The organism is Trabulsiella odontotermitis (assembly GCF_001297775.1).
GTDB classification, from domain to species: domain Bacteria; phylum Pseudomonadota; class Gammaproteobacteria; order Enterobacterales; family Enterobacteriaceae; genus Trabulsiella; species Trabulsiella odontotermitis.
In genome coordinates, this window is sequence record NZ_LIFX01000003.1 from 139,596 (window position 1) to 165,018 (window position 25,423).

At 56.6% G+C, this 25,423-nt stretch carries 18 protein-coding genes and 2 tRNA genes; 14 read left to right on the forward strand and 6 right to left on the reverse strand.

The window, feature by feature from the left end:
• Positions 1–60: 60 nt before the first annotated feature.
• The 3 genes from AOY23_RS04185 to mutH all read right to left on the reverse strand — a co-directional run bounded on the left by AOY23_RS04185 (position 61) and on the right by mutH (position 1,849).
• Positions 61–279 carry a YgdI/YgdR family lipoprotein gene (locus AOY23_RS04185; protein ID WP_038157816.1) on the reverse strand — a complete coding sequence of 73 codons (219 nt, stop codon included), beginning with the start codon at positions 277–279 and terminating at the stop codon, positions 61–63.
• Between the two features lie 122 nt (positions 280–401).
• Positions 402–1,115 carry a TerC family protein gene (locus tag AOY23_RS04190; RefSeq protein ID WP_054177582.1) on the reverse strand — a complete coding sequence of 238 codons (714 nt, stop codon included), beginning with the start codon at positions 1,113–1,115 and terminating at the stop codon, positions 402–404.
• A gap of 44 nt (positions 1,116–1,159) precedes the next feature.
• On the reverse strand, positions 1,160–1,849 hold the full coding sequence (gene mutH, locus AOY23_RS04195) for a DNA mismatch repair endonuclease MutH (protein ID WP_054177583.1): 690 nt from the start codon (positions 1,847–1,849) through the stop codon (positions 1,160–1,162).
• 684 nt (positions 1,850–2,533) lie between these two features.
• Between mutH and rppH the strand changes: the two genes are divergently transcribed.
• From rppH to recD, 12 genes are all read left to right on the forward strand, one after another.
• Positions 2,534–3,064: an RNA pyrophosphohydrolase gene (rppH, locus tag AOY23_RS04200; RefSeq protein WP_054177584.1), complete on the forward strand. Its 531-nt coding sequence runs from the start codon at positions 2,534–2,536 to the stop codon at positions 3,062–3,064.
• A gap of 12 nt (positions 3,065–3,076) precedes the next feature.
• Positions 3,077–5,323, forward strand: a complete 2,247-nt coding sequence (ptsP, locus tag AOY23_RS04205; protein ID WP_054177585.1) for a phosphoenolpyruvate--protein phosphotransferase — start codon at positions 3,077–3,079, stop codon at positions 5,321–5,323.
• 193 nt (positions 5,324–5,516) lie between these two features.
• Positions 5,517–6,392, forward strand: coding sequence for a prolipoprotein diacylglyceryl transferase (lgt, locus tag AOY23_RS04210; RefSeq protein WP_054177586.1), 876 nt, complete (start codon positions 5,517–5,519; stop codon positions 6,390–6,392).
• Between the two features lie 7 nt (positions 6,393–6,399).
• Positions 6,400–7,194, forward strand: coding sequence for a thymidylate synthase (thyA, locus tag AOY23_RS04215; protein ID WP_054177587.1), 795 nt, complete (start codon positions 6,400–6,402; stop codon positions 7,192–7,194).
• Between the two features lie 170 nt (positions 7,195–7,364).
• Positions 7,365–7,835, forward strand: coding sequence for a prepilin peptidase-dependent protein (locus AOY23_RS04220; protein WP_054177588.1), 471 nt, complete (start codon positions 7,365–7,367; stop codon positions 7,833–7,835).
• Positions 7,826–8,389 carry a prepilin peptidase-dependent protein gene (locus tag AOY23_RS04225; RefSeq protein ID WP_054177589.1) on the forward strand — a complete coding sequence of 188 codons (564 nt, stop codon included), beginning with the start codon at positions 7,826–7,828 and terminating at the stop codon, positions 8,387–8,389. The genes AOY23_RS04220 and AOY23_RS04225 overlap by 10 nt, the downstream gene beginning before the upstream one ends.
• The gene (locus tag AOY23_RS04230) at positions 8,386–8,793 is read left to right on the forward strand and encodes a DUF2509 family protein (protein ID WP_054177590.1); all 408 of its coding nucleotides are present in this window, start codon (positions 8,386–8,388) and stop codon (positions 8,791–8,793) included. The genes AOY23_RS04225 and AOY23_RS04230 overlap by 4 nt, the downstream gene beginning before the upstream one ends.
• Positions 8,778–9,101 carry a prepilin-type N-terminal cleavage/methylation domain-containing protein gene (locus AOY23_RS04235; RefSeq protein ID WP_054177591.1) on the forward strand — a complete coding sequence of 108 codons (324 nt, stop codon included), beginning with the start codon at positions 8,778–8,780 and terminating at the stop codon, positions 9,099–9,101. The genes AOY23_RS04230 and AOY23_RS04235 overlap by 16 nt, the downstream gene beginning before the upstream one ends.
• Positions 9,102–9,113: 12 nt before the next feature.
• Entirely contained in the window at positions 9,114–12,482 is a 3,369-nt protein-coding gene (recC, locus tag AOY23_RS04240; protein WP_054177592.1) for an exodeoxyribonuclease V subunit gamma, read from the forward strand.
• Between the two features lie 123 nt (positions 12,483–12,605).
• Complete coding sequence (gene ptrA / locus AOY23_RS04245; RefSeq protein ID WP_054177593.1) at positions 12,606–15,491, forward strand: pitrilysin; 2,886 nt, start codon at positions 12,606–12,608, stop codon at positions 15,489–15,491.
• Positions 15,488–19,033: an exodeoxyribonuclease V subunit beta gene (gene recB, locus AOY23_RS04250; RefSeq protein ID WP_054177594.1), complete on the forward strand. Its 3,546-nt coding sequence runs from the start codon at positions 15,488–15,490 to the stop codon at positions 19,031–19,033. The genes ptrA and recB overlap by 4 nt, the downstream gene beginning before the upstream one ends.
• A complete protein-coding gene (gene recD, locus AOY23_RS04255) occupies positions 19,030–20,865 on the forward strand; it encodes an exodeoxyribonuclease V subunit alpha (protein ID WP_054177595.1) in 1,836 nt (611 codons plus the stop codon). Before recB ends, recD begins: the two co-directional genes overlap by 4 nt.
• A 24-nt stretch (positions 20,866–20,889) precedes the next feature.
• Here recD and argA read toward each other — a convergent pair whose 3' ends face one another.
• Positions 20,890–22,221, reverse strand: coding sequence for an amino-acid N-acetyltransferase (argA, locus tag AOY23_RS04260; protein ID WP_054177596.1), 1,332 nt, complete (start codon positions 22,219–22,221; stop codon positions 20,890–20,892).
• Between the two features lie 229 nt (positions 22,222–22,450).
• Here argA and amiC point away from each other — a divergent pair, with 229 nt between their 5' ends.
• On the forward strand, positions 22,451–23,704 hold the full coding sequence (gene amiC / locus AOY23_RS04265; RefSeq protein ID WP_054177597.1) for an N-acetylmuramoyl-L-alanine amidase AmiC: 1,254 nt from the start codon (positions 22,451–22,453) through the stop codon (positions 23,702–23,704).
• A 99-nt stretch (positions 23,705–23,803) separates the two neighbouring features.
• Here amiC and AOY23_RS04270 read toward each other — a convergent pair.
• Positions 23,804–23,880, reverse strand: a tRNA-Met gene (locus AOY23_RS04270).
• 152 nt (positions 23,881–24,032) lie between these two features.
• Positions 24,033–24,109 (reverse strand) — tRNA-Met (locus tag AOY23_RS04275).
• Between the two features lie 207 nt (positions 24,110–24,316).
• On the opposite strand from AOY23_RS04275, the gene mltA reads away from it, so the two are divergent.
• Positions 24,317–25,414 (forward strand): murein transglycosylase A, encoded by a 1,098-nt coding sequence (mltA, locus tag AOY23_RS04280; RefSeq protein ID WP_054177598.1) that lies wholly within the window; start codon positions 24,317–24,319, stop codon positions 25,412–25,414.
• Positions 25,415–25,423 lie beyond the last annotated feature (9 nt).

Genomic DNA, 25,423 nt, shown 5'->3' on the forward strand with positions numbered 1-25,423 from the left:
GGGGAGAAAAAGTGGAAGTAAAAAGATCAAAAAAGGCCAGCAGTGCTGACCTCTTTTCTGTTAGCGCTTAATAATTTGGGAGACGTCGTCGCGGTTGATTTGCATTCTGTTGCCTTGCTGATCTTCATAACTGATCAAGCCCGTGTCGTCGTCAACTTCAGGTTTTCCATCCGTCAGGATCATTCTACCATCTTTGGTCGCCATCACGTAATCACTGCTGCAACCTGAAACGGCAAACGCTATTCCTACCGCAGAAATCAAAACCGCCCATTTTTTCATTCTTGACCCCTTTATATGACCGCACTCCTGTTAGTCTAGTAATAACCTGATTAACGGTCAGTAAAAAGCGGTAAAATCTTAAAAATGGATGTAAGCCCCCATTTCGGGGGCATAAATGCTGCCTAAAGTGGGTTTTTCTTATTTCGCATGAGATTGAGACTTTCCACGGCAATCGAAAAGAACATCGCGAAATAGATATATCCTTTCGGCACATGCACGTCGAAACTTTCCAGAATCAGCGTGAAGCCCACCAGGATCAGGAAAGAGAGCGCCAGCATTTTGACGGACGGATGGCGATCAACAAACTCACCAATCGGCCGCGCGGCGAACATCATGACGCCAACGGCAATCACCACTGCCGCCATCATAATAAACAGGTGATCCGACAGACCTATCGCCGTGATTACGGAATCAAGGCTGAAGATAATATCCAGTAACATAATCTGCACGATGGCGCCGAGGAAGGAATGGACGTTGGTCTTAAGCCCTTCTTCTTCACCTTCGATCGATTCGTGGATCTCTTTACTGGCTTTCCAGATAAGAAAGAGCCCCCCGAGCAACAGAATGAGATCACGGGCGGAAATCGCCTGACTGAATACAGTGAATAAAGGATTCGTCAGTTTTGCCACCCAGGCGATCGACGCCAGCAGCGCCAGACGCATGATCATCGCCGCCATTAAACCCAGTCGGCGCGCGTGGTTCCGCTGTGCGGTTGGCAGCTTCGCCACCACCAGAGAGAGAAAAATAATGTTATCGATCCCAAGTACGATTTCCAGTAGCGTCAGCGTACCCAGCGCCAGCCAGGCGTTGGGATCGGTTATCCATGCAAACAACATCTATTAAGTCCTGCCAAAACGAAAAGCGCATTATACACGCGCCTCTAACCCAAAAGGAAATGACGGGCGAGGAGCGCGGCGGTGAAATTCTTCTTAAGGTAAAAGCCACGCGGCAGGGTAAAAATGAGTTCACCGTGCGCGCCGATGGCCTCGGTGAGCGCTTTGCTGTTCGCGGCTTTCGGGCGCAACTGCAACACCTCGCCATGGCGGGCGGTGATGCGTTCCACCTGACCGAGAACAATCAAATCCATCAGTTCTTCCCAGTCCATTCGCAACTGCTGGTCTTCTTCTGCGCTCGGGCTCCAGAGCAGCGGCGTACCGACGCGCCGTTCCGCCAACGGGATTTCCCGCTCGCCTTCGACCGGCACCCACAGCACGCGGTTGAGCTTGTGCCGGACATGACTGGTTTCCCAGCTCACGCCGCTGTTGCCGGTAAGCGGGGCGACGCAGACAAACGTGGTTTCCAGCGGGCGGCCGCGCCTGTCCACCGGGATGGTTTTCAGCTCCACGCCGAGGGCCGCGAAATCCTGCTCGGGTTTACTGCCCGCGCTGGCGCCGAGCCAGCGTTCCAGCAGAACGCCGATCCAGCCCTTATCCCGCTTCAAATCCCGCGGCGTCGGCAGGCCTGCGCGGGTCGCCAGCTCGCCCAGGGTTAAGCCCGCCAGCTGCTGTGCCTGGGCGAGTAACTGGGCTTCTGATTGCGGCGGCGTAACGAGTGGAACCGGCTGGGACATAACGAAAACCTTTTTGGCGAAAAAATAGACGACACTTTTTGTCGCTGTGGCCAGAGTTTACCTGTTTTTGGATAAACAGACCAATACAATGATTTATATGACTTTTTTCACGTTTTCTGGCACGCAGTCTGAAACAGCAAAAGAAGTTTTCCTAAACTGGTCACTGACAATGAACAGGATCTTACACCCAGTTATCCACAGAAAAATGGGATAACTGGGAAAAACACCCACTACTGTTTCGATTTACAGCCTTGACGTGCGACGAAAATCGAATTTTCGCATAAAATGTGCCTAACTTATTGGCACAATCTGTGGATAAAAACGACGCTGCTCGATCTTTCATCAACCAAAGGATCGCCGGTGTGATGATCGTCACGTTACGCGGTGCAAATCGTTATTTGATACATTTAACATGATGAATATAATAATTTTATTATCAAGGGGGCATAATGACTTCTTCGGATAACTCCGGGTTTTCCCGGGTTAATTCCGTACTTCTTCACAACTCTATCCACAGAAAAAGTGAATAAAATGCGCTAGTCGGCGTGCCCGCTGTTCATAACTCTGACATTTACTGTGAGTTATTCAATTGTTATCCGGTGCGCAGGCACTAACAGAGTGGTTTACCGTTTCCGGGTAGTATGAAACAATCATTCATATTGAAGCTTATTTTGAGGTAGTCCGGTGATTGATGACGATGGCTACCGCCCAAACGTTGGAATTGTAATCTGCAATCGCCAGGGCCAGGTCATGTGGGCCAGGCGTTTTGGTCAGCACTCCTGGCAATTCCCGCAAGGTGGAATCAACCCGGGGGAGTCCGCTGAACAGGCGATGTACCGGGAACTGTTTGAAGAAGTTGGTCTGAGCCGTAAAGATGTGCGCATTCTCGCTTCGACACGCAACTGGTTGCGTTACAAATTACCTAAACGTTTGGTGCGTTGGGACACAAAGCCGGTATGTATCGGCCAGAAACAGAAGTGGTTTCTCTTGCAGTTGATCAGCAGTGACGCGGACGTCAATATGCAAACCAGCAGCACGCCGGAATTCGACGGCTGGCGCTGGGTGAGTTACTGGTATCCTGTACGTCAGGTGGTATCGTTTAAACGCGACGTATACCGCCGGGTCATGAAGGAATTCGCAAGCGTTGTAATGTCGCTGTCGGAAAGTACGCCGAAGCCGCAAAATGCGCCTGCTTTTCGACGTAAAAGAGGTTAAGCGACGCAGATTATGCTCACCCGGTTGCGAGAGATCGTTGAGAAGGTTGCCAGTGCTCCACGCCTGAACGAGGCGCTGGATATTCTGGTGACGGATATCTGTCAGGCAATGGAAACTGAAGTGTGCTCGGTTTATCTGGCCGACCACGACCGGCGCTGTTACTACCTAATGGCGACCCGCGGGTTAAAAAAACCGCGCGGGCGCACCATCACGCTGGCATTTGATGAAGGTATTGTCGGATTGGTCGGGCGACTGGCTGAGCCCATCAACCTTGCTGATGCCCATAAGCACCCCAGCTTTAAATATATTCCCTCGGTCAAAGAAGAGCGTTTCCGCGCGTTTCTTGGCGTGCCGATTATTCAACGGCGACAACTGCTCGGCGTACTAGTCGTGCAGCAGCGTGAGCTGCGTCAGTACGATGAAAGCGAAGAGTCGTTCCTGGTCACACTCGCCACCCAGATGGCGGCTATTCTGTCGCAATCGCAGTTAACCGCGCTCTTTGGCCAGTATCGTCAGACGCGGATCCGCGCCTTACCGGCCGCGCCTGGTGTGGCAATAGCCTCCGGCTGGATGGACGCGACGCTGCCGTTGATGGAGCAGGTTTACCAGGCCTCGACGCTCGACACGGCGCTTGAGCGTGAGAGGCTGACCGGGGCGCTGGAAGAGGCGGCGAACGAGTTTCGTCGCTACAGCAAACGCTATGCGGCGGGCGCGCAAAAAGAAACCGCGGCGATTTTTGATCTCTATTCCCACTTGTTGTCCGACGCCCGTCTGCGCCGTGAGTTGTTCGCGGAAGTCGATAACGGGTCAGTGGCCGAATGGGCCGTTAAAACGATCATCGAAAGATTTGCTGAGCAGTTTGCCGCGCTGAGTGACGGTTATCTCAAGGAGCGTGCCGGGGATCTTCGCACGCTCGGGCAGCGGATCCTCTTCCATCTTGATGATTCCATTCAGGGGCCGAATGCCTGGCCCGAGCGTTTTGTGCTGGTGGCGGATGAACTGTCGGCCACCACGCTTGCCGAAGTGCCGCAGGATCGTTTAGCCGGGGTGGTGGTTCGCGACGGCGCGGCCAACTCCCATGCCGCCATTATGGTCCGCGCGCTTGGCATTCCCACCGTAATGGGGGCGGATATTCAGCCTTCGGTGCTGCACGGTCGTATGTTGATCGTTGATGGCTATCGCGGTGAACTACTGGTCGACCCTGAACAGGTGTTGCAGCAGGAGTATCAACGCCTCATCACCGAAGAGAATGAACTGAGCCGGATCGCGGAAGATGATGTTGATCGTCCGGCAGAGCTGAAAAGCGGCGAGCGCATCAAGGTCATGCTCAACGCCGGTCTGAGCCCGGAACATGAGCAGAAACTCGGCAGCCGCATTGACGGCATCGGTCTGTATCGCACGGAAATTCCCTTCATGCTGCAAAGCGGTTTCCCGTCCGAAGAAGAGCAGGTGGCGCAGTATCAGGGCATGTTGCAGATGTTCAACGACAAGCCCGTCACACTGCGTACGCTGGATATCGGTGCGGACAAACAACTGCCTTATATGCCCATCAGCGAAGAAAACCCCTGTCTCGGCTGGCGCGGGATCCGCGTGACGCTCGATCAGCCGGAGATATTCCTGGTGCAGGTGCGCGCTATGCTGCGCGCCAATGCCGCCTCCGGTAATCTCAGCATCCTGTTGCCGATGATAACCAGCATTGAAGAAGTGGACGAAGCACGACGTCTGATCGACCGCGCCGGGCGCGAAGTCGAAGAAATGATCGGCTACGCCATTCCTAAGCCGCGTGTCGGTGTGATGCTGGAAGTGCCGTCGATGGTGTTTATGCTGCCGAATCTGGCGAGCCGCGTCGATTTTATCTCTGTCGGCACCAACGATCTGACCCAGTACATTCTGGCGGTTGATCGCAACAACACCCGCGTGGCAAGTATCTACGACAGTCTCCACCCGGCGGTGCTGCGGGCGCTGTCTATTATTGCCCGCGACGCCGAGCAGTACGGCATCGATTTACGTCTCTGCGGTGAAATGGCGGGGGATCCGATGTGTGTGACGATCCTCCTCGGCATGGGGTTCCGGCATCTGTCGATGAACGGTCGTTCCGTTGCCCGCGTGAAATATCTGCTGCGGCATATCGAGCTGGAAGAGGCGCAGGTACTCGCGCAGCGCGGTCTGGAAGCGTTACAAACGGCAGAGGTGCGCCATCAGGTTGCGGCGTTTATGGAGCGTCGCGGTCTCGGCGGTCTGATCCGCGGCGGTCGCTAGCCGCTGTGTTGTGCCCTTTCCTTTGCGGGAGAGGGCATTACATCGCAAGACTATACATATCTTTTACATCTTAGCCGCATCGCCCGGCATTGCCCTGTGCTATTATTCGCACCTTTGGAGCAGCCGACCCGTGCGGCTGCGCGCATCTACCGCTACCCACTTTTGGCGGAATAACAAGCACTTGTGGTGACAGATGAATAGTGGCTATCTGCATTTCCCGGAATTTGATCCGGTGATTTTTTCCATTGGACCGGTCTCCCTGCACTGGTATGGGTTGATGTACCTGGTCGGTTTTGTCTTCGCGATGTGGCTGGCGACGCGTCGGGCCAATCGCCCGGGCAGCGGCTGGACGAAAAACGAAGTCGAGAACCTGCTGTACGCAGGCTTCCTGGGGGTTTTCCTCGGTGGGCGCATCGGCTACGTCTTTTTCTATAATCTCCCGCTGTTCCTTGAAGATCCGCTCTATCTGTTCCGCGTCTGGGATGGCGGTATGTCGTTCCACGGCGGCCTGATTGGCGTCATCATTGTGATGATCGTCTTTGCCCGTCGTACCAAACGCACCTTTTTCCAGGTCTCTGATTTCATTGCTCCGTTGATCCCGTTCGGGCTCGGCTGTGGTCGCCTTGGCAACTTTATCAATGGCGAATTGTGGGGTCGTGTCGATCCGAACTTCCGTTTCTCAATGCTGTTCCCGGGCTCCCGCGCTGAAGATCTCGCGCTGCTGCCGTCTCACCCGGAATGGCAGTCGACCTTCGATACCTATGGCGTGCTGCCGCGTCACGCGTCTCAGCTGTATGAGCTGGCGCTGGAAGGGGTTGTCCTGTTTATCATCCTCAACCTGTTTATCCGCAAACCACGCCCGACCGGGGCGGTTTCCGGCCTGTTTTTAATTGGCTATGGCGCGTTCCGCATCATCGTGGAGTTCTTCCGCCAGCCAGACGCGCAGTTTACTGGCGAGTGGGTGCAATACATCAGTATGGGGCAGATTCTCTCGATCCCAATGGTGCTGGCGGGTATCATCATGATGGTCTGGGCGTACCGCCGTCGCCCGCAGCAACACGTCTCCTGAGGGAAACATGAAACAGTATCTCGAACTCATGCAGAAGGTGCTTGATGAAGGCACCCCGAAGAATGACCGTACCGGCACCGGTACACTTTCCATTTTTGGTCACCAGATGCGTTTTAACCTGCAGGAAGGCTTTCCGCTGGTTACCACCAAGCGTTGCCACCTGCGTTCAATTATTCATGAGCTGCTGTGGTTCCTGCAGGGGGACACCAACGTCGCTTACCTGCATGAAAACAACGTCTCGATCTGGGACGAATGGGCCGATGAGCAGGGCAACTTAGGGCCGGTTTATGGCAAACAGTGGCGCGCCTGGCCGACGCCGGATGGTCGCCATATCGATCAGATCACCACGGTGATGAACCAGCTCAAAAACGACCCGGACTCCCGCCGTATTATCGTCTCCGCCTGGAACGTCGGCGAGCTGGACAAAATGGCGCTGGCGCCATGCCACGCGTTTTTCCAGTTCTACGTTGCCGATGGCAAGCTCTCCTGCCAGCTGTACCAGCGTTCCTGTGATGTCTTCCTCGGCCTGCCGTTTAACATCGCCAGCTATGCGCTGCTGGTGCATATGATGGCGCAGCAGTGCGATCTCGACGTGGGCGATTTTGTCTGGACCGGCGGCGACACGCATCTGTACAGCAACCACATGGAACAAACGCACCTGCAACTGAGCCGCGAACCGCGCGCGCTGCCGAAGCTGGTCATCAAACGTAAGCCCGCATCCATCTTCGATTATCGTTTCGACGATTTCGACATCGAAGGCTACGATCCGCATCCGGGTATCAAGGCGCCTGTCGCCATTTAACCCCTACCGCCAGAAAACCGGTACCTGTGTGTGCCGGTTTTTTTTATCCGCTGAAAGCGGCTTCCACTTTTCCTGCAACGCTGTGCAACACCGCAGATATCGCGGATAACGCCTCGTAAAACAGAACATCGCTGTTCGCATTACTTCCGCTCGCTCCACATACTCCCGCCATGAAACGAGAACAGGGCTATACCCTCATTGAAACGCTGGTCGCCACGACACTGATGTTGATCCTCAGCGCCGCCGGGCTGTATGGCTGGCAGTCCTGGCAACAGCAGCAACGGCTGTGGCAGACCGCTGCACAGGTGCGGGACTACCTGATTTTCCTGCGCAATGACGCTAACTGGCACAACCAGGATCACACCCTCAACGTCCAGCGTGAAAACGCGCGCTGGTGTCTGGTCAGCAGTAGACGAAATGGCGGAACCTGCGCGGCTGATGATCCTTTCACGCTGCGACCCGCCTGGCCGGAGATCATGCTGAAAGAGATCACGCCAGCGCTCGGTTTTTACGGTTTGCGCAGTACCGCCTGGGCCGGGCATATCGTGCTGGAAAACCCGGCGGGAGAGTGGGTCGTCACGGTGTCGGCATGGGGAAGGATCCGGCTGTGCCAGCGAACAGGGGGAATGTCATGCCAGTAAAATCGCAGGGATTTTCGTTGATGGAAGTGTTGATCGCGATGGCTATCAGTAGTGTCTTATTGCTCGCCACATCCCGGTTTCTTCCTGCTTTACAAGGAGCGGTGCTCCGGCAAACCCGACAGCAGGCGCTCGAAGAAGAGATCTGGCAACGACTTTACGTGGTGGCGAAACATCTGCAACGCGCCGGGTACTGCAACGGGAGTTGTCAGGGCGAGCCGCTACAGCTGGAAAAGAGCGGCGAATGTCTCATCGTCCGCTGGGACGCCAACAGCAACGGCATCTGGGATGGCTCGCCCGTGACAGACGCCGACAGCACCGGGTTTCGCCTGAACAATGGCGCACTTGAAACATTACGTGGCGCAACCACCTGTACGGGAAAAGGCTGGGAGAAGATGACCGACCCCGGCGTATTCAACATCAGCCGTTTTGCTGTCACCCGCACGGCGCATTCCGGGTTTGCGCCACAACTGACAGTGATCATGACGGCATCTTTAACGGCCGATTCGCAGACCGCGGTTTCCGCGCAATACAGCGTGACGGGGTTTAATCTGTGAATCGTGAAAACGGAATGTCGTCGCTGGCGCTGGTGCTGCTCACACTGGTACTGGGAACTCTGCTGTTGCAGGGGTTGAATCGTCAGCATCAGACGACGCTTGCCCAGGTCACGCTTGAACAGGTGGCGCTACGGGACAGCGCCCGCGCGCAATCGGCACTGCAGTGGGGGCGCATGCAATCGTGGCAAGCAATACCGAAGACACAGTGCCAGCCGGTGCCCGCGTTTACCGCCACGGTCTGTCTGCGGTTTGCGGATGACAACACCGGGCTGTTGATCGCCCGCAGCGGCGATTTCAGCTACTGGCAATCCGCTACGCTTGAACAGGGCGTTATCCGCTTTCCGCCGCATGGCTGGAGCGATTATTGCCCGCGTAAGGAGTCTGCGTTATGCCAGATACCCTGAGTCGCCAGCGGGGATTTAGTCTGCCGGAGGTGATACTGGCGATGGCGCTGATGATAACCGTTGTCAGCGCATTAGCAGGTTACCAGCGCGGCCTTGCCAGCGGATTTGTCCAGCTTGCGCAATACCGGCAACTGTGGCGCAATGCATGGCAGCAAACGCAGTGGGTACCCGGTGAAATGCCGGAGGGATGGACGGTGAACCGTGTGCAGACATCCGCACAAAGATGTGTCAGCATCTCGGTTACAATCACCAGTCCAGTGGGCAGGCAGAGTCAGATGACGCGCTTACATTGTCCGGCAGGTCAGTAATCAGGAGCGAATATGTTAAGGGTGTACCATTCCAACCGCCTCGATGTGCTGGAAGCGTTGATGGAGTTTATTGTCGAACAGGATCGCCTCGACGATCCGTTTGAGCCTGAAATGGTACTGGTACAAAGTACCGGCATGGCGCAATGGCTGCAGATGACGCTGGCAAAACGCTTTGGTATCGCCGCTAATATCGCCTTTCCCCTGCCTGCCAGTTTTATCTGGGATATGTTCGTTCGCGTCCTGCCGGATGTTCCCAAAGAAAGTGCATTCAATAAATCAGGCATGAGCTGGAAGTTAATGGCGCTGCTGCCTGACATGGTAGAGCAGGAGGCATTCGCCCCGCTGCGCCATTACCTTTCCGATGACGCCGATAAACGTAAGCTGTTTCAGTTAGCCTCCCGGGTCGCCGATCTCTATGACCAGTATCTGGTTTACCGCCCGGAATGGTTAACGCAATGGGAAGCGGATAAACGCGTTGACGGGCTGGGCGACGCACAGCAGTGGCAGGCGCCGCTGTGGAAAGCGCTGGTAAATTACACCGCCGAGCTGGGGCAACCGCTCTGGCACCGCGCCAGCCTTTACCAGCGCTTTATCGATACGCTGGAAAACGCCGCTGAACCGCCTGCCGGGCTGCCTCCACGGGTGTTCATCTGCGGTATCTCGGCGTTGCCGCCCGTCTATTTGCAGGCGTTGCAGGCGCTGGGCAAACATGTTGATATTTACGTGCTGTTCACCAACCCTTGTCGCTACTACTGGGGCGATATTAAAGATCCCGCGTTTCTGGCGCGTTTAATGGCGCGCCAGCGCCGTCACCATCGCGAATCCCGCGAACTGCCGCTGTTTCGCGATCCGGGTCAGGCGCCTGGCTTGTTTAACGCTGAGGGCGAACAAGACGTTGGCAACCCGCTGCTGGCTTCCTGGGGCAAACTCGGGCGTGACTACTTATATCTGCTTGCCGGACTGGAACGTTACGAAGAACTCGACGCGTTTGTTGATATTCCCCCTGATAACCTGCTGCATAACCTGCAGTCAGATGTCCTTGAACTGCGAAACGCGCAGGTCGCCGGGCGAACCGAAGACGAGTTTTCCACCAGTACAGACAAACGGGCGCTGGATCCTGCCGATCGCAGCCTGACGGTGCAGGTGTGCCACAGCCCGCAACGCGAAGTGGAAGTGCTGCATGATCGTTTGCTGGCGATGCTTGAAGAGGATCCGTCGCTGACGCCACGCGATATTATCGTCATGGTGGCGGATATCGACAGCTACAGCCCGTTTATTCAGGCGGTGTTTGGCAGCGCCACCGGTGACCGCTATCTGCCCTACGCCATTTCTGACCGTCGTGCCCGCCAGTCACACCCGGCGTTGCAGGCTTTCATCACACTGCTCTCTCTACCGGACAGCCGCTTTGTGAGCGAGGACGTTCTCGCGCTGCTGGATGTTCCCGTACTGGCGGCCCGTTTCAATATTGACGAAGAAGGGCTGCGTTATTTGCGTCAGTGGGTGAAGGAGTCCGGCGTGCGCTGGGGAATGGACGATGACAACGTCCGCGAGCTTGAGCTTCCGGCGACGGGGCAGCATACCTGGCGCTTTGGCCTGACGCGTATGCTGCTCGGCTACGCCATGGAGAGCCGCGAAGGGGAGTGGCGCGATGTACTGCCTTATGATGAGTCCAGCGGGCTGATTGCTGAACTGGTGGGGCATCTGGCGTCATTGCTCATGCAGCTCAACCTGTGGCGACGTGGTCTGGCGCAGGAGCGACCACTGGAAGAGTGGCTGCCGGTTTGTCGTGAAATGCTCAACGACTTTTTCCTGCCGGATGCGGATACCGAAGCGGCGATCACGCTCATCGAACAACAATGGCAGGCCATCATTTCTGAGGGTGTTCTGGCGCAGTATGGTGAAAATGTACCGCTGTCGCTGCTGCGTGACGAACTCGCACAACGTCTGGATCAGCAACGTATCAGCCAGCGATTCCTCGCCGGGCCGGTCAATATCTGTACGCTGATGCCGATGCGCTCCATACCTTTCAAAGTCGTTTGCCTGTTGGGCATGAACGACGGCGTTTACCCGCGCACGCTGGCGCCGCTCGGCTTTGATTTGATGAGCCAGAAACCGCTGCGCGGCGATCGCAGTCGACGTGACGATGACCGCTATCTGTTCCTCGAAGCGCTCATGTCCGCGGAGCAAAAGCTCTATATCAGCTATATCGGCCGCTCTGTGCAGGATAACAGCGAGCGCTATCCCTCTGTGCTGGTACAGGAGTTGGTGGACTACATCGGGCAAAGTCATTATCTGAAAGGTGACGAGCAACTTGATTGCGATGAGAGCGAGCAGCGTGTGAAAGCGCACATTACGCACCTGCATACGCGAATGCCTTTCGACCCGGAAAACTACCGGCACGATGAACAGCAGAGTTATGCGCGGGAATGGCTGGCGGCGGCGAGTCAGCAGGGGGTGGCGCATTCGGCGTTTATCCAGCCACTGGCGGCACAGGAGATAGAGTCGATTCCCTTCGAGCAGCTACAGCGCTTCTGGCAGCATCCGGTGCGCGCCTTTTTCCAGATGCGGCTGCGGGTGAATTTCCGTGCCGAAGAGAGCGAAATTCCCGAGGAGGAACCGTTCACCCTCGAAGGGCTCAACCGCTATCAACTCAATCAACAATTACTGAATGTGCTGATTGAACAACAGGATGCCGACAGCATGTACCGCCGCTACCGTGCCGCGGGCGAACTGCCCTATGGCGCGTTCGGTGAAATTGCCTGGGATACGCAGCGCCAGGAAATGCAGACGCTGGCAGAGCGGGTGATTGCCTGCCGCCAGCCGGGTCAAAACAGAGAAATCGATCTGCAATGTGCGGGTGTCAATATAACGGGATGGTTGTCGCAGGTTCAGCCGGACGGGCTGTTGCGCTGGCGACCATCTTTAATTAGCGTTTCACAAGGCATGCAACTTTGGCTGGAGCATCTTGTCTACTGTGCCAGTGGCGGAACGGGGGAAAGTCGTCTGTTCTTGCGTAAAGAGGGCGAGTGGCGTTTTGCTGCATTGCCCGCAGAACTGGCCATGGGGTATCTGGCAGAATTAGTGGCAGGATACCGTCAGGGAATGTGCTCGCCCCTGTTGTTTATGCCCGAAAGCGGCGGCGCCTGGCTTAAAGCCTGCTACGACGCTGAAAACGACACGATTTTGCAGGACGAAGAGACGCAACAAAAAGCGCGCAGTAAGTTCTTACAGGCGTATGAAGGCAACATGGTAACGCGCGGCGAAGGTGCTGATGTCTGGTATCAACGCCTCTGGCGCACCCTGGAGCCAGAAAACTACGATGCCATTCTTGAACAGACGACGCGTTATCTGCTGCCGGTTTTTCGATTCAATCAGTCGTAAGTGCTGTATAAAAATTGCGCACATGAAAGGTTTCCTCTATCATGCGCAACTTGTCACGGACTGATGTGGTACAAAAAAGATGCCGCGATTGATGGCACCAAATGTTAATGATGAGGTCCGTGAATGCCCCGCAACACCTGGTTTAGCGTTTTTGTTCTGTTTTTTGCCCTCTGGGCGCCCGTCAGTCAGGCAGACACAGGATGGCAACCGGTACAGGAAACCATCCGCAAAAGTGACAAAGATACCCGCCAGTATCAGGCCGTGAAGCTTGATAACGGCATGGTTGTGCTGCTGGTGTCTGATAAGCAGGCAGTGAAATCACTTTCTGCGCTGGTGGTGCCGGTGGGGTCGCTGGAAGATCCTGAGGCGCATCCGGGCCTGGCACACTATCTCGAACACATGACGCTGATGGGCTCCCAAAAATACCCGCAGCCGGACAGCCTCGCCGAATTTCTCAAAATGCACGGTGGCAGCCATAACGCCAGTACCGCGCCTTATCGCACTGCGTTTTATCTCGAAGTTGAAAACGACGCGCTGGAAGGCGCCGTCGATCGGCTGGCGGATGCCATTGCCGCGCCTGTACTGGATAAAAAATACGCCGAACGTGAACGCAACGCGGTGAACTCAGAGCTGACGATGGCGCGTACCCGTGACGGGATGCGCATGGCGCAGGTCAGTGCCGAAACCATCAACCCGGCGCACCCTGGCGCGCGTTTCTCCGGCGGCAACCTCGAAACGCTCAGTGACAAACCCGGTAGCCCGGTGCACGACGCGCTGCTCGCGTTTCGTGACAAATTCTACTCGGCGAATCTGATGAAAGCGGTGATTTACAGCAATAAGCCGCTGCCGGAACTGGCGCAACTCGCGGCAGAAACCTACGGCCGCGTGCCGAACAAAAACATTGAAAGGCCAGAAATCACGGTGCCGGTGGTGACCGATGCCCAGAAGGGGATCATCATCCACTACGTTCCCGCGCTGCCCCGCAAGGTGCTGCGCGTTGAATTCCGCATTGATAACAATACCGCGCAGTTCCGCAGTAAAACCGACGAACTGGTGACCTACCTGATCGGCAACCGCAGCCCGGGAACCCTCTCGGACTGGCTGCAAAAACAGGGCCTGGTTGAAGGTATTCGCGCAGATTCCGACCCGGTCGTGAATGGTAACAGCGGTGTGCTGGCGATCTCCGCCACGCTGACTGACAAAGGGCTCGCGCACCGTAACGATGTGGTGGCGGCGATTTTCAGCTACCTCAATCTGCTGCGTGAAAAGGGCGTCGATAAACGCTATTTCGATGAACTGGCGCACTTGCTGGATCTTGATTTCCGTTATCCTTCCATCAACCGCGATATGGATTACGTCGAATGGCTGGCGGACACCATGATCCGCGTGCCAGTGGAACACACGCTGGATGCGGTGAATATCGCTGACAAATATGATGCCGACGCGGTAAAAGCGCGTCTGGCGATGATGACGCCGCAAAACGCCCGCGTCTGGTATATCAGCCCGGCAGAGCCGCACAACAAAACCGCTTATTTCGTCGATGCGCCGTATCAGGTCGATAAGATCAGCACGGAGCAATTCGACATCTGGCAGAAGAAAAGCAACCAGCTTGCACTGAGCCTGCCGGAGCTCAACCCCTATATTCCTGACGATTTCACGCTGAATACCCCGGCGGAAAAATACGATCGTCCGCAGCTCATCGAAAATCAGCCCTCGTTACGCGTGGTGTATATGCCGAGCCGCTATTTCCCCGATGAACCGAAAGCGGACATCACGATGATCCTGCGTAATCCGAAAGCGATGGACAGCGCCCGCAACCAGGTCATTTTCGCGCTGAACGACTATCTCGCCGGGATCGCGCTCGATCAACTGGCGAATCAGGCAGCTGTCGGCGGGATCAGCTTCTCCACCGGCGCCAATAATGGCCTGATGCTCAACGCCAACGGTTACACTCAGCGGCTGCCGCAGCTTTTCCAGGAACTGCTGAAAGAGTATTTCAGCTACACGCCAACTCAGGAACAGCTGGATCAGGCCAAATCCTGGTATGTACAGATGATGGATTCCGCCGAGAAGGGCAAAGCGTACGACCAGGCCATTATGCCGGTTCAGATGCTGTCGCAGGTACCTTATTTCTCACGGGAAACGCGCCGCGAGCTGCTGCCATCCATCACGCTTGATGAGGTGATGCGTTACCGCGACACCCTGAAAGCCAACGGACGACCGGAATTTATGGTGGTGGGCAACATGACCACTGCGCAGTCGAAAACGCTGGCCAGCGCGGTGCAGACTGAGCTTGGCGCCCACGGCAACGAGTGGTGCCGCAATCAGGATGTCGTGGTGGATAAAAAACAATCCGTCATTTTTGAAAAAGCCGGAAGCAGCACAGATTCCGCACTGGCTGCCGTTTTCGCGCCGCCGAATGTAGACGAATACAGCAGTTCGGCAGCGGCGTCGCTGTTGGGGCAAATTGTGCAACCCTGGTTCTACAATCAGTTGCGCACGGAAGAACAGCTCGGCTACGCCGTCTTTGCATTCCCGATGAACGTCGGGCGTCAGTGGGGGATGGGCTTCCTGCTGCAAAGCAGCGACAAGCAACCCGCGTATTTGTGGGAGCGCTATAAAGCGTTCTTCCCGACGGCAGAAGCGAAACTGCGGGCGATGAAGCCGGAGGAGTTTGTGCAAATCCAGCAGGCGGTGATCGCCCAGATGACGCAGGCACCGCAAACGCTGGGCGATGAAGCGTCGCAGCTCAGCAAAGATTTCGATCGCGGTAATATGCGTTTCGATTCACGTGATAAAGTAGTGGCTCAGATTAAACTGCTGACGCCGCAAAAACTTGCCGATTTCTTCCATCAGACGGTGGTTGAGCCGCAGGGTATGGCGATACTCTCTCAGGTCTCCGGCAGCCAGAACGGGAAAGTGGACTATGTTCACCCGCAGGGCTGGAAGGTCTGGGAAAACGTCAGCACATTGCAGCAAACCTTACCTCTGATGAGAGCGAATGAATGACCGATACCGCCGAGTCCCTTGATCCCCTGCGCTTGCCGCTCACCGGCGAGCGCCTGATTGAAGCCTCTGCGGGCACCGGAAAAACCTTTACCATCGCAGCACTCTATCTGCGGCTGTTGCTCGGGCTGGGTGAGGAAAATGCTTTCCCCCGCCCGGTCAACGTTGAAGAGCTGCTGGTGGTCACCTTTACAGAAGCGGCCACCGAAGAGCTGCGAGGCCGTATCCGCAGTAATATTCATGAATTGCGCATCGCCTGCCTGCGCGGGCGTTCTGATAATCCCCTTTACGCACGGCTGCTGGACGAGATTGATGACCGGCAGCACGCGGCTGATGTATTGATGCTGGCAGAGCGTCAGATGGACGAAGCCGCCGTGTTTACCATTCACGGCTTCTGTCAGCGGATGCTGAGCCTGAACGCGTTTGAATCCGGCATGCTGTTTGAACAGCAGCTCATCGAAGATGAATCCCGGCTACGTTACCAGGCCTGCGCCGATTTCTGGCGTCGCCATTGTTACCCGCTCTCACGGGATATCGCCGGGGTGATCCACGCGTCGTGGAAAGGGCCGAATGAACTGCTGAAGTCCATCGACCGTTATCTGCAGGGTGAAGCGCCGCAGATTAAAACTCCCCCTGACCGCGACGAAACGCTGACCTCCCGCCATCAGCGTATCCTGACGCAAATCAACGACGTCAAAGCGCAATGGCAGGCCGCGGTTGCCGACATCGGCGACATTATCGAGCGGTCGGGCATCAACCGGCAAAAATTGAATCGCACCAATCAGGCGAAATACATTGAAAGGGTGAATGCCTGGGCGGCGGAAGAAACGACCAGCTACGCGCTGCCGGAGGCGCTGGAGAAGTTTTCGCAATCGTTCCTGCGCGAGCGCACGAAGCCAGAGGGCGACGTGCCGGTTCACCCGCTGTTTACCGCCATTGAAACCCTGCTGTCGCAACCGCTGACGTTGAACGATCTGGTGATCACCCAGGCGATGGTTGAGATCCGCGACGCCGTTGCTCGTGAAAAACGCCGCCGTGGCGAACTGGGTTTTGACGATATGCTGAGCCGTCTGGATGACGCGTTGCGCAGCGAAAGTGGCGATGCGCTGGCTGCCGCCATTCGCCAGCGATTCCCGGTAGCGATGATCGATGAGTTTCAGGATACCGATCCACAGCAGTACCGCATTTTCCGCCGTATCTGGCGAAAACAGCCCGGCACTGCGCTGTTGCTGATAGGCGATCCTAAGCAGGCTATTTACGCGTTTCGCGGTGCGGATATTTTCACTTACATGAAAGCGCGCAGCGACGTGATCGCGCATTATACGCTGGACACCAACTGGCGTTCGGCGCCGGGTATGGTGGAGAGCGTGAATCGCCTGTTCAGTCAGATGGACAACCCTTTCATGTTCCGCGAGATCCCGTTTCAGGCGGTGAGAGCCGCGGAGAAAAACCATACGCTGCGTTTTGACATCGACGGAGAAAACCAGCCTGCCATGAACCTGTGGCTGATGCCGGGGAATGGTGTCGGCGCGGGCGATTATCAGACGCTGATGGCGCAACTCTGCGCCACACAAATCCGTGACTGGCTGACCGCGGGGCAGCAGGGTAAAGCGCGGTTGTGGCGTGGAGAGACGTCGGCGCCAGTGAAAGCGTCGGATATCACTGTGCTGGTACGAAACCGCCAGGAAGCGGCGCTTATCCGCGATGCGCTCAATCTGCTGGCGATCCCTTCGGTTTATCTGTCGAATCGCGATAGCGTGTTCGAAACCCCGGAAGCGCAGGAGATGCTCTGGGTACTGCAGGCGGTCCTGGCGCCGGAGCGCGAAAGCCTGTTGCGCAGCGCGCTGGCAACGTCGCTGTTCGGTCTGAACGCGCAGGATATCGACCAGTTGAATCAGGATGAGCTCGCCTGGGATGCGCTGGTGGAAGAGTTCGCCGCCTGGCGTCTGCTATGGCAGCAGCGTGGCGTTATGCCGATGCTGCGTGCGTTAATGAGCGCGCGTCATATCGCGGAAAACCTGCTGGCGACGCCGGGAGGTGAGCGCCGCTTAACAGACATTCTGCACATCAGCGAGTTGTTGCAGGAAGCCGCATCACAACTGGAAAGCGAGCATGCGCTGGTGCGCTGGCTGGCCCAGCATATCGCCGAGCCGGATACCAATGCCGCCAGCCAGCAGATGCGGCTGGAAAGTGATAAGCATCTGGTGCAGATCGTCACGATCCACAAATCGAAAGGGCTGGAGTATCCGCTGGTCTGGCTGCCTTTTATTGCCCGTTTCCGCAAGCAGGATCAGGCGTTTTATCATGACCGACACTCCTTTGAGGCGGTGCTCGATTTACGCGAGGGCGAAGAGAGCCTCGAACTGGCGGAGGCCGAGCGGCTGGCGGAAGATTTGCGTCTCCTCTACGTCGCGTTAACCCGCGCTGTCTGGCATTGCAGCCTAGGCATCGCGCCGTTGACCAGCCGCCGTAGTGATAAACCCGGCGAGACGGATGTTCATCATAGCGCGCTGGGGCGGCTGGTACAGAAGGGCGACGCGATGGATGCCGCCGGGCTGGAAGCGAGCCTGCGTGCGCTCTGTAACGAACATATTGCGCTGGTGCAGCCTGGCGTGGTGGATAACACGCGCTGGCAGGCGCCTGAAACAGCGCTGACAGCGCTTTCTGCCCGCGAGATCACGCGCCGCGTCAGCGACGACTGGCGGGTGACCAGCTATTCTGGTCTGCAGCAACACGGCCACAGCGTGGCGCAGGATCTGCTGCCCCGGCTGGATATCGACGCCGCAGGCACAGGTGATATTCCCGACGCCCCGCAATTAACGCCGCACCAGTTTCCACGCGGCGCGTCACCGGGGACGTTCCTGCACAGCCTGTTTGAAGAACTCGATTTTACCCAACCTGTCTCTGCGGAGTGGATGCGGGAACAACTCCAGTCAGGCGGCTATGATGAGAGCTGGACGCCGGTGCTCACGCAATGGCTGGACACCGTACTGCAGACGCCGTTACCGGGCGCTGAGATTGCGCTACGGGAACTGAGCGCCAGGCAAAAACAGGTGGAACTGGAGTTTTATCTGCCGATTGAGCAGATGCTCGAACCGCAGGCGCTGGATGCGTTGATCCGCCGTTACGACCCGTTGTCGGCGGGCTGCCCGCCACTGGATTTTCGCCAGGTGCGTGGCATGCTGAAAGGCTTTATCGACCTGGTTTTCCGTCATGACGGGCGCTACTACCTGCTGGATTACAAATCAAACTGGCTGGGTGACAGCGGTGAAGCCTATACGCAGCAGGCGATGGCGCAGGCGATGCAGTCGCACCGCTATGACCTGCAGTATCAACTGTACTGCCTCGCACTGCACCGTTATCTGCGCCACCGTATTGCGGATTACGACTACGATCGTCACTTTGGCGGTGTGATCTATCTGTTCCTGCGCGGCGTGGACAGCCGTGAACCCGGGCAGGGCATTTTTACCACTCGCCCGGAACGTGCGCTTGTTGATGGCATGGATAACCTGTTTGCCGGTACGACGCCGGAGGTGGCACAATGAAAATGACCGAACTGTTACTGAGTGCGGTAGAACATAAACAACTGCGCCATCTGGACGTTCAGTTTGCCATGATGCTGACCTCGCCGGAGGAGAACCCGGCGCTGGCGCTGGCTGCGGCGATCCTCAGCCGTGACGCCGGGGAAGGGCACGTCTGTCTGCCGCTGTCCCGCCTGTGTGTGGATGACAAGCTCAGCGACACTGCGCGGGAGATCTGGACACAACTGTTTGCGAAAGCCGGGGAGCCGCAGCAATGGCAGGATCTGCTGCTGGAGACTCCGGCGGTCAGCCAGGGCGACGCGCCCACGCCGCTGATTCTCTCTGGTGATCGTCTGTACCTGAACCGCATGTGGCGTAACGAGCTGACGGTAGCCCGTTTCTTTAGCGAACAAAATCAGCCGATCGCGGTCGATGAAACGCGTCTGAGCGAGACGCTGGCGGGGTTGTTTACGCCAGTTGACGGTGTGGACTGGCAAAAAGTGGCAGCGGCGGTGGCGCTGACCCGGCGCATTTCTGTCATCTCCGGCGGGCCGGGAACCGGCAAAACCACCACCGTGGCGAGACTGCTGGCGGCGCTTATTCAGATGTCAGGAGACGAACGCTGTCGGATCCGTCTGGCGGCGCCGACCGGAAAAGCGGCGGCACGACTGACTGAGTCTCTCGGCAGCGCGCTGCGTAAACTCCCGTTAAGTGAAGAACAAAAAGCGCTGTTCCCCACCGACGCCAGCACGCTGCATCGCCTGCTGGGTGCGCAACCGGGCAGCCAGCGCATGCGCTATCACGCCGATAACCCGCTGCATCTGGACGTGCTGGTGGTCGACGAAGCCTCAATGATCGATCTGCCAATGATGTCGCGCCTGATTGACGCGCTGCCGCCGCATGGCCGGGTGATTTTTCTCGGCGATCGCGATCAACTGGCGTCCGTGGAAGCGGGTGCGGTGCTGGGCGATATCTGCGCATGGGTCAATGCCGGATACACAGCCGATCGCGCGGCAGAGCTCAGCAGACTGACCGGTGCGGTAATTCCGGCCGGGGAAGGAACGCACGCAGGCAAATTGCGCGACAGCCTCTGTCTGCTGCAAAAGAGCTACCGTTTCGGCAGCCATTCCGGTATCGGGCAACTGGCGCAGGCGGTCAATAAAGGCGACAAATCGGCCGTCAGCCAGGTGTTTCGCCAGGGCTTTGACGATATCGTCCTTAAACCGCTGCGCACCAGTGACGAGTATGAAACCATGCTCAGTGATGCGCAGACCGGATACGCGCACTATCTGCAGTGTCTGAGGGAAAACGCGAGCCCGGAGGTTATCCTCGCCGCGTTTGGTGAATTTCAGTTACTGTCAGCGCTGCGTGAAGGGCCGTACGGTGTCAGCGGTCTGAATGAGCAGCTTGAGCGGGTGCTGGCGCGTCAGCGCTGGGTCACGCTGCCGAAACATTCCCGCTGGTATGACGGGCGTCCGGTGATGATTTCGCGCAACGACAGTGCGCTGGGGCTGTTTAACGGCGATATTGGCGTGGCGCTCGATCGCGGTCAGGGGCTTCGCGTCTGGTTTATGATGCCGGACGGCACGGTGAAATCCTTCCAGCCCAGTCGCCTGCCGGAACATGAAACCGCATGGGTGATGACGGTGCATAAATCGCAGGGATCGGAGTTTGATCATGCGGCGCTGATCCTGCCCGCGCAACCCACACCATTGCTGACCCGTGAGCTGGTCTACACCGCGATCACTCGCGCCCGTCAACGGTTGTCGTTATATGCCGATGAAAACCTGCTGGCACAGGCGATTGTGGCGCGTACCGAACGGCGCAGCGGTCTGGCCGCGTTTTTTGCCGGGTAGTCAGGCTACCCGGCGCAGAGCGCTTCAGCGCAAATCGGCCATCAGCACTTTTGAACGGCGCTGATAGTTGTACATCTCTTTTTTGCTGTCCGGCAGCAGTTCAATATCCACTGGCGTAAAGCCGCGCTCCTGGAACCAGTGAATGCTGCGCGTGGTCAGTACAAACAGCTTGCTGAGCCCCATCTGTTTCGCCTGGCTGGCAATGCGGTTAAGCAGCACCTCACCGCGCGACGAGCTGCGGTAGTCCGGATGCACCGCCACGCAGGCCATTTCGCCAATTTTCTCTTCCGGGAACGGGTAGAGCGCGGCGCAGGCGATGGTGGTGTTATCGCGCTGGATAATAGTAAATTTGTCGATCTCCATTTCCAGTTGCTCCCGCGAACGGCGCACCAGAATGCCCTGCTGCTCCAGCGGGCGGATTAGCTCAAGAATGCCGCCAATGTCGTTGATGGTTGCGCGACGAATTTGCTCGGCGCTTTCCATGACAATTTGCGTCCCGATACCATCGCGGGAGAAGAGCTCCTGCAACAGCGCGCCATCTTCCTGATAGCTGATCAGATGGCTGCGGCGTACGCCACTACGGCAGGCTCTTACCGCTCCACGCAGGAATCGTACGGTACCGGAGTGGTAGTCGCCATCGGCTTCCAGCGCCTCAAGCCGCGCCTGGGCTTCGTTCGGGAAAAGCTCCGGCAGGATTTCGCCATCATCACCGTAAACGCCCTGCGAAGAGCAGAAACCAATCATCTTCTCTGCTTTCAGTTTGATGGCCAGTTGCGTGGCAATCTCTTCCGACGTCAGGTTAAAGCTTTCACCGGTGACCGAGACCGCCACCGGCCCCATCAGCACGATAGCGCCGTTATCCAGTTGGCGATGAATGGCTTCTTCATCAATGCGGCGAATGCGTCCGCTGTGGCAATAATCCACACCGTCATCCACGCCCAGCGGCTGCGCGATGATAAAGTTTCCGCTCACCACGTTAATATGCGCCCCCTGGAGCGGGGTATTGTTGAGGCTCATCGACAGACGCGCAGTGATATCGAGCTGCAGAGTGCCTGCCGCCTGCTTAACCAGTTCCAGGGTGGTGTCATCCGTCACACGAATATGCTTGTGATACATCGGTTCGTAGTGATGGGTGATCAGGTTGGCGTCAATCTGCGGACGTGCGCCATACACCACCACCAGCCGGATCCCGAGGCTATGAAGCAGGCCGATGTCATTGACTATGCTGGAAAAATTTTCATGCTCGATGGCTTCCCCGCCCAGCATGATGACAAACGTTTTCCCCCGATGTGCATTAATATAGGGGACGGAATGGCGGAATCCTTCAACCAGTTCGGTTCTACGTTCCTTCACCACGGCAAAACCCTCAGTGCATGATTATTCGAAATTAGTGTATTTTTATTCTGTTTTGGCCGCGCGCGCAAGTCTAAAATTTTCCCGGGTCTAAGAAATTTTTGAGTTTGTATGCGCAAAACATAAGAATGTTTACCCTTTTCTGGATGACAGCTTATACACGTTTGGTTAAAGTTTTCGGTCAAACTGGACGTTTTATCGTTTAAATTCGTTTGCTTTGCTCGGGAGAAGCATGTCGGGAAGTCAGTCAGCATTAAGCCGCCGCCGTTTATTAAAGGGGGCTGGCGCCATGTGGTTATTAAGTGTGAGTCAACTTGGCCTTGCCGCTGTCAGTCAGGTGGTGGCGGTGCGTGTCTGGCCATCGTCCACGTATACACGAGTGACGGTGGAATCCTCGCAGGTGCTGAAATATCGCCAGTTTGCGCTGAGTAACCCTGAGCGCGTGGTGGTGGATATCGAAGGGGTCAATCTGAACTCGGTGCTGAAAGGCATGGGCGCGCAGATCCGTGCTGACGATCCGTACATAAAATCCGCGCGCGTGGGGCAGTTTGATCCGCAAACGGTGCGGATGGTGTTTGAGCTCAAGCAGAACGTTAAACCGCAGTTGTTCGCACTGGCACCCGTCGCCGGATTCAAAGAACGTCTGGTGATGGATCTCTATCCGGCCAATGCTCAGGATATTCAGGATCCGTTGCTGGCGCTGCTCGAAGATTACAATAAGGGCGATCTGGAAAAACAGGTGCCGCCCGCGCAGAGCGGTCCACAGCCGGGTAAAGCGGGGCGTGATCGCCCGATTGTCATCATGCTCGATCCCGGTCATGGCGGTGAAGATTCCGGTGCGGTGGGGAAATACCGCACCCGCGAAAAAGATGTGGTGTTGCAGATTGCCCGCCGCCTTCGGGCGCTCATCGAGAAAGAGGGCAACATGAAGGTGTTTATGACCCGCAACGAGGACATATTCATTCCGCTGAAGGTGCGTGTGGCGAAAGCGCAAAAGCAGCGCGCCGACCTGTTTGTCTCCATTCACGCGGATGCGTTCACCAGTCGTCAGCCGAGCGGCTCATCGGTGTTTGCGCTCTCCACCAAAGGCGCGACCAGTACCGCGGCGAAATATCTGGCGGAAACGCAGAACGCCTCGGATCTCATTGGTGGCGTGAGTAAGAGCGGTGATCGTTATGTCGATCATACGATGTTTGATATGGTGCAATCCCTGACCATCTCCGATAGCCTGAAATTTGGCAAGGCGGTGCTGCAAAAGCTCGGAAGGGTGAATGATCTGCATAAAAACCAGGTCGAGCAGGCGGGCTTTGCGGTACTGAAAGCGCCGGACATTCCGTCGATTCTGGTTGAGACGGCGTTTATCAGTAATATCGAAGAAGAGCGTAAGCTGAAAACTGCCGCTTTCCAGCAGCAGGTGGCAGAGTCGATTCTGGCGGGAATTAAAGCCTACTTCGCCGATGGCGCGACGCTGGCAAGACGCGGGTAACGGAATGGCGCCGAAAGGCGCTATTTATTTGCAGGATGCAGAAACAAAAAAACACCCGTCAGGGTGTTCGTTGTATCTGGAACATTGCGATTAAAATGTTGGTTGCGGGGGCCGGATTTGAACCGACGACCTTCGGGTTATGAGCCCGACGAGCTACCAGGCTGCTCCACCCCGCGTCCGTCTTTATACTTCGTATTTCAAATCACATGTGCGTTGGCTTTCCTCGTTCACCTTAGTCACTTACTGGGGTAAGCTCCTAAGGATTCACTGCGTCGCCGCCTTCCTGTGATTCGAACTACTTCGTATAAACTTTCCTTCACATTTTAATTGGTTGCGGGGGCCGGATTTGAACCGACGACCTTCGGGTTATGAGCCCGACGAGCTACCAGGCTGCTCCACCCCGCGTCCGTGGATGCGCACTATACTCTGCTGACTTTCTGTTGCAACCTTTTTTTTAACTAAACGGTTAAGTTTGCAGGTAATTGCGCAAAAACCTGTCAGATTGTCTGTTTTGTGCGCGGAATTCCGTTTTGACCGCGCCAGCGCATTTCTTTACCCCTGACGGTTTGTTATCTTCATCACGGATTCGGCTTAAGTAAAAGATGAGACATCATGAAAGGACGTTGGGCAAAATATCTGGTAACGGGAACGCTGCTGACACTACTGGCAGCCTGTAGTTCTAAACCGACCGACCGCGGTCAGCAGTACAGTGACGGGAAATTCACGCAGCCTTTCTCACTGGTTAACCAGCCTGACGCCATTGGTGCGCCAATCAACGCTGGCGATTTCGCCGAGCAGGTGAATCAGGTCCGCGACGCCTCGCCACGTCTTTATGGCAGTCAAAGCAACGTCTATAACGCCGTGCAGCAATGGCTCCGTTCCGGTGGCGATACCCGCACGCTGCGTCAGTATGGCATCGACGCCTGGCAGATGCAGGGCGCTGATAACTACGGCAACGTGCAGTTCACTGGTTACTACACGCCGGTTGTGCAGGCTCGCCATACGCCGCAAGGGGAGTTCAGATATCCCATCTACCGCATGCCACCGAAGCGCGGTCGCCTGCCGTCCCGCGCCGAGATCTACGCTGGCGCGCTGAGCGATACCTACGTTCTCGCTTACAGCAACTCGCTGATGGACAACTTTATTATGGATGTACAGGGCAGCGGCTATATCGATTTCGGCGACGGCTCGCCGCTCAATTTCTTTAGCTATGGCGGGAAAAACGGCTGGTCGTATCGCAGCATCGGTAAAGTGCTTATCGATCGTGGCGAAGTGAAGAAAGAAGATATGTCGATGCAGGCCATCCGCCATTGGGGCGAAACGCACAGCGAAGCGGAAGTGCGCGAGTTGCTGGAGCAGAATCCTTCTTTCGTCTTCTTTAAACCGCAATCCTTCGCGCCAGTGAAAGGTGCCAGCGCTGTCCCGCTGATCGGTCGCGCGTCGGTGGCGTCTGACCGCAGTATTATTCCGGCGGGAACCACGCTGCTGGCGGAAGTGCCGCTGCTCGATAACAACGGTAAATTCAACGGCCAGTACGAACTGCGCCTGATGGTGGCGCTGGATGTCGGCGGAGCGATTAAAGGCCAGCACTTTGATATCTACCAGGGCATTGGCCCGGATGCCGGACACCGCGCAGGATGGTACAATCACTATGGTCGTGTCTGGGTGCTGAAAAACGCCCCGGGAGCCGGCAACGTCTTTAGCGGTTAATTGAGGTCT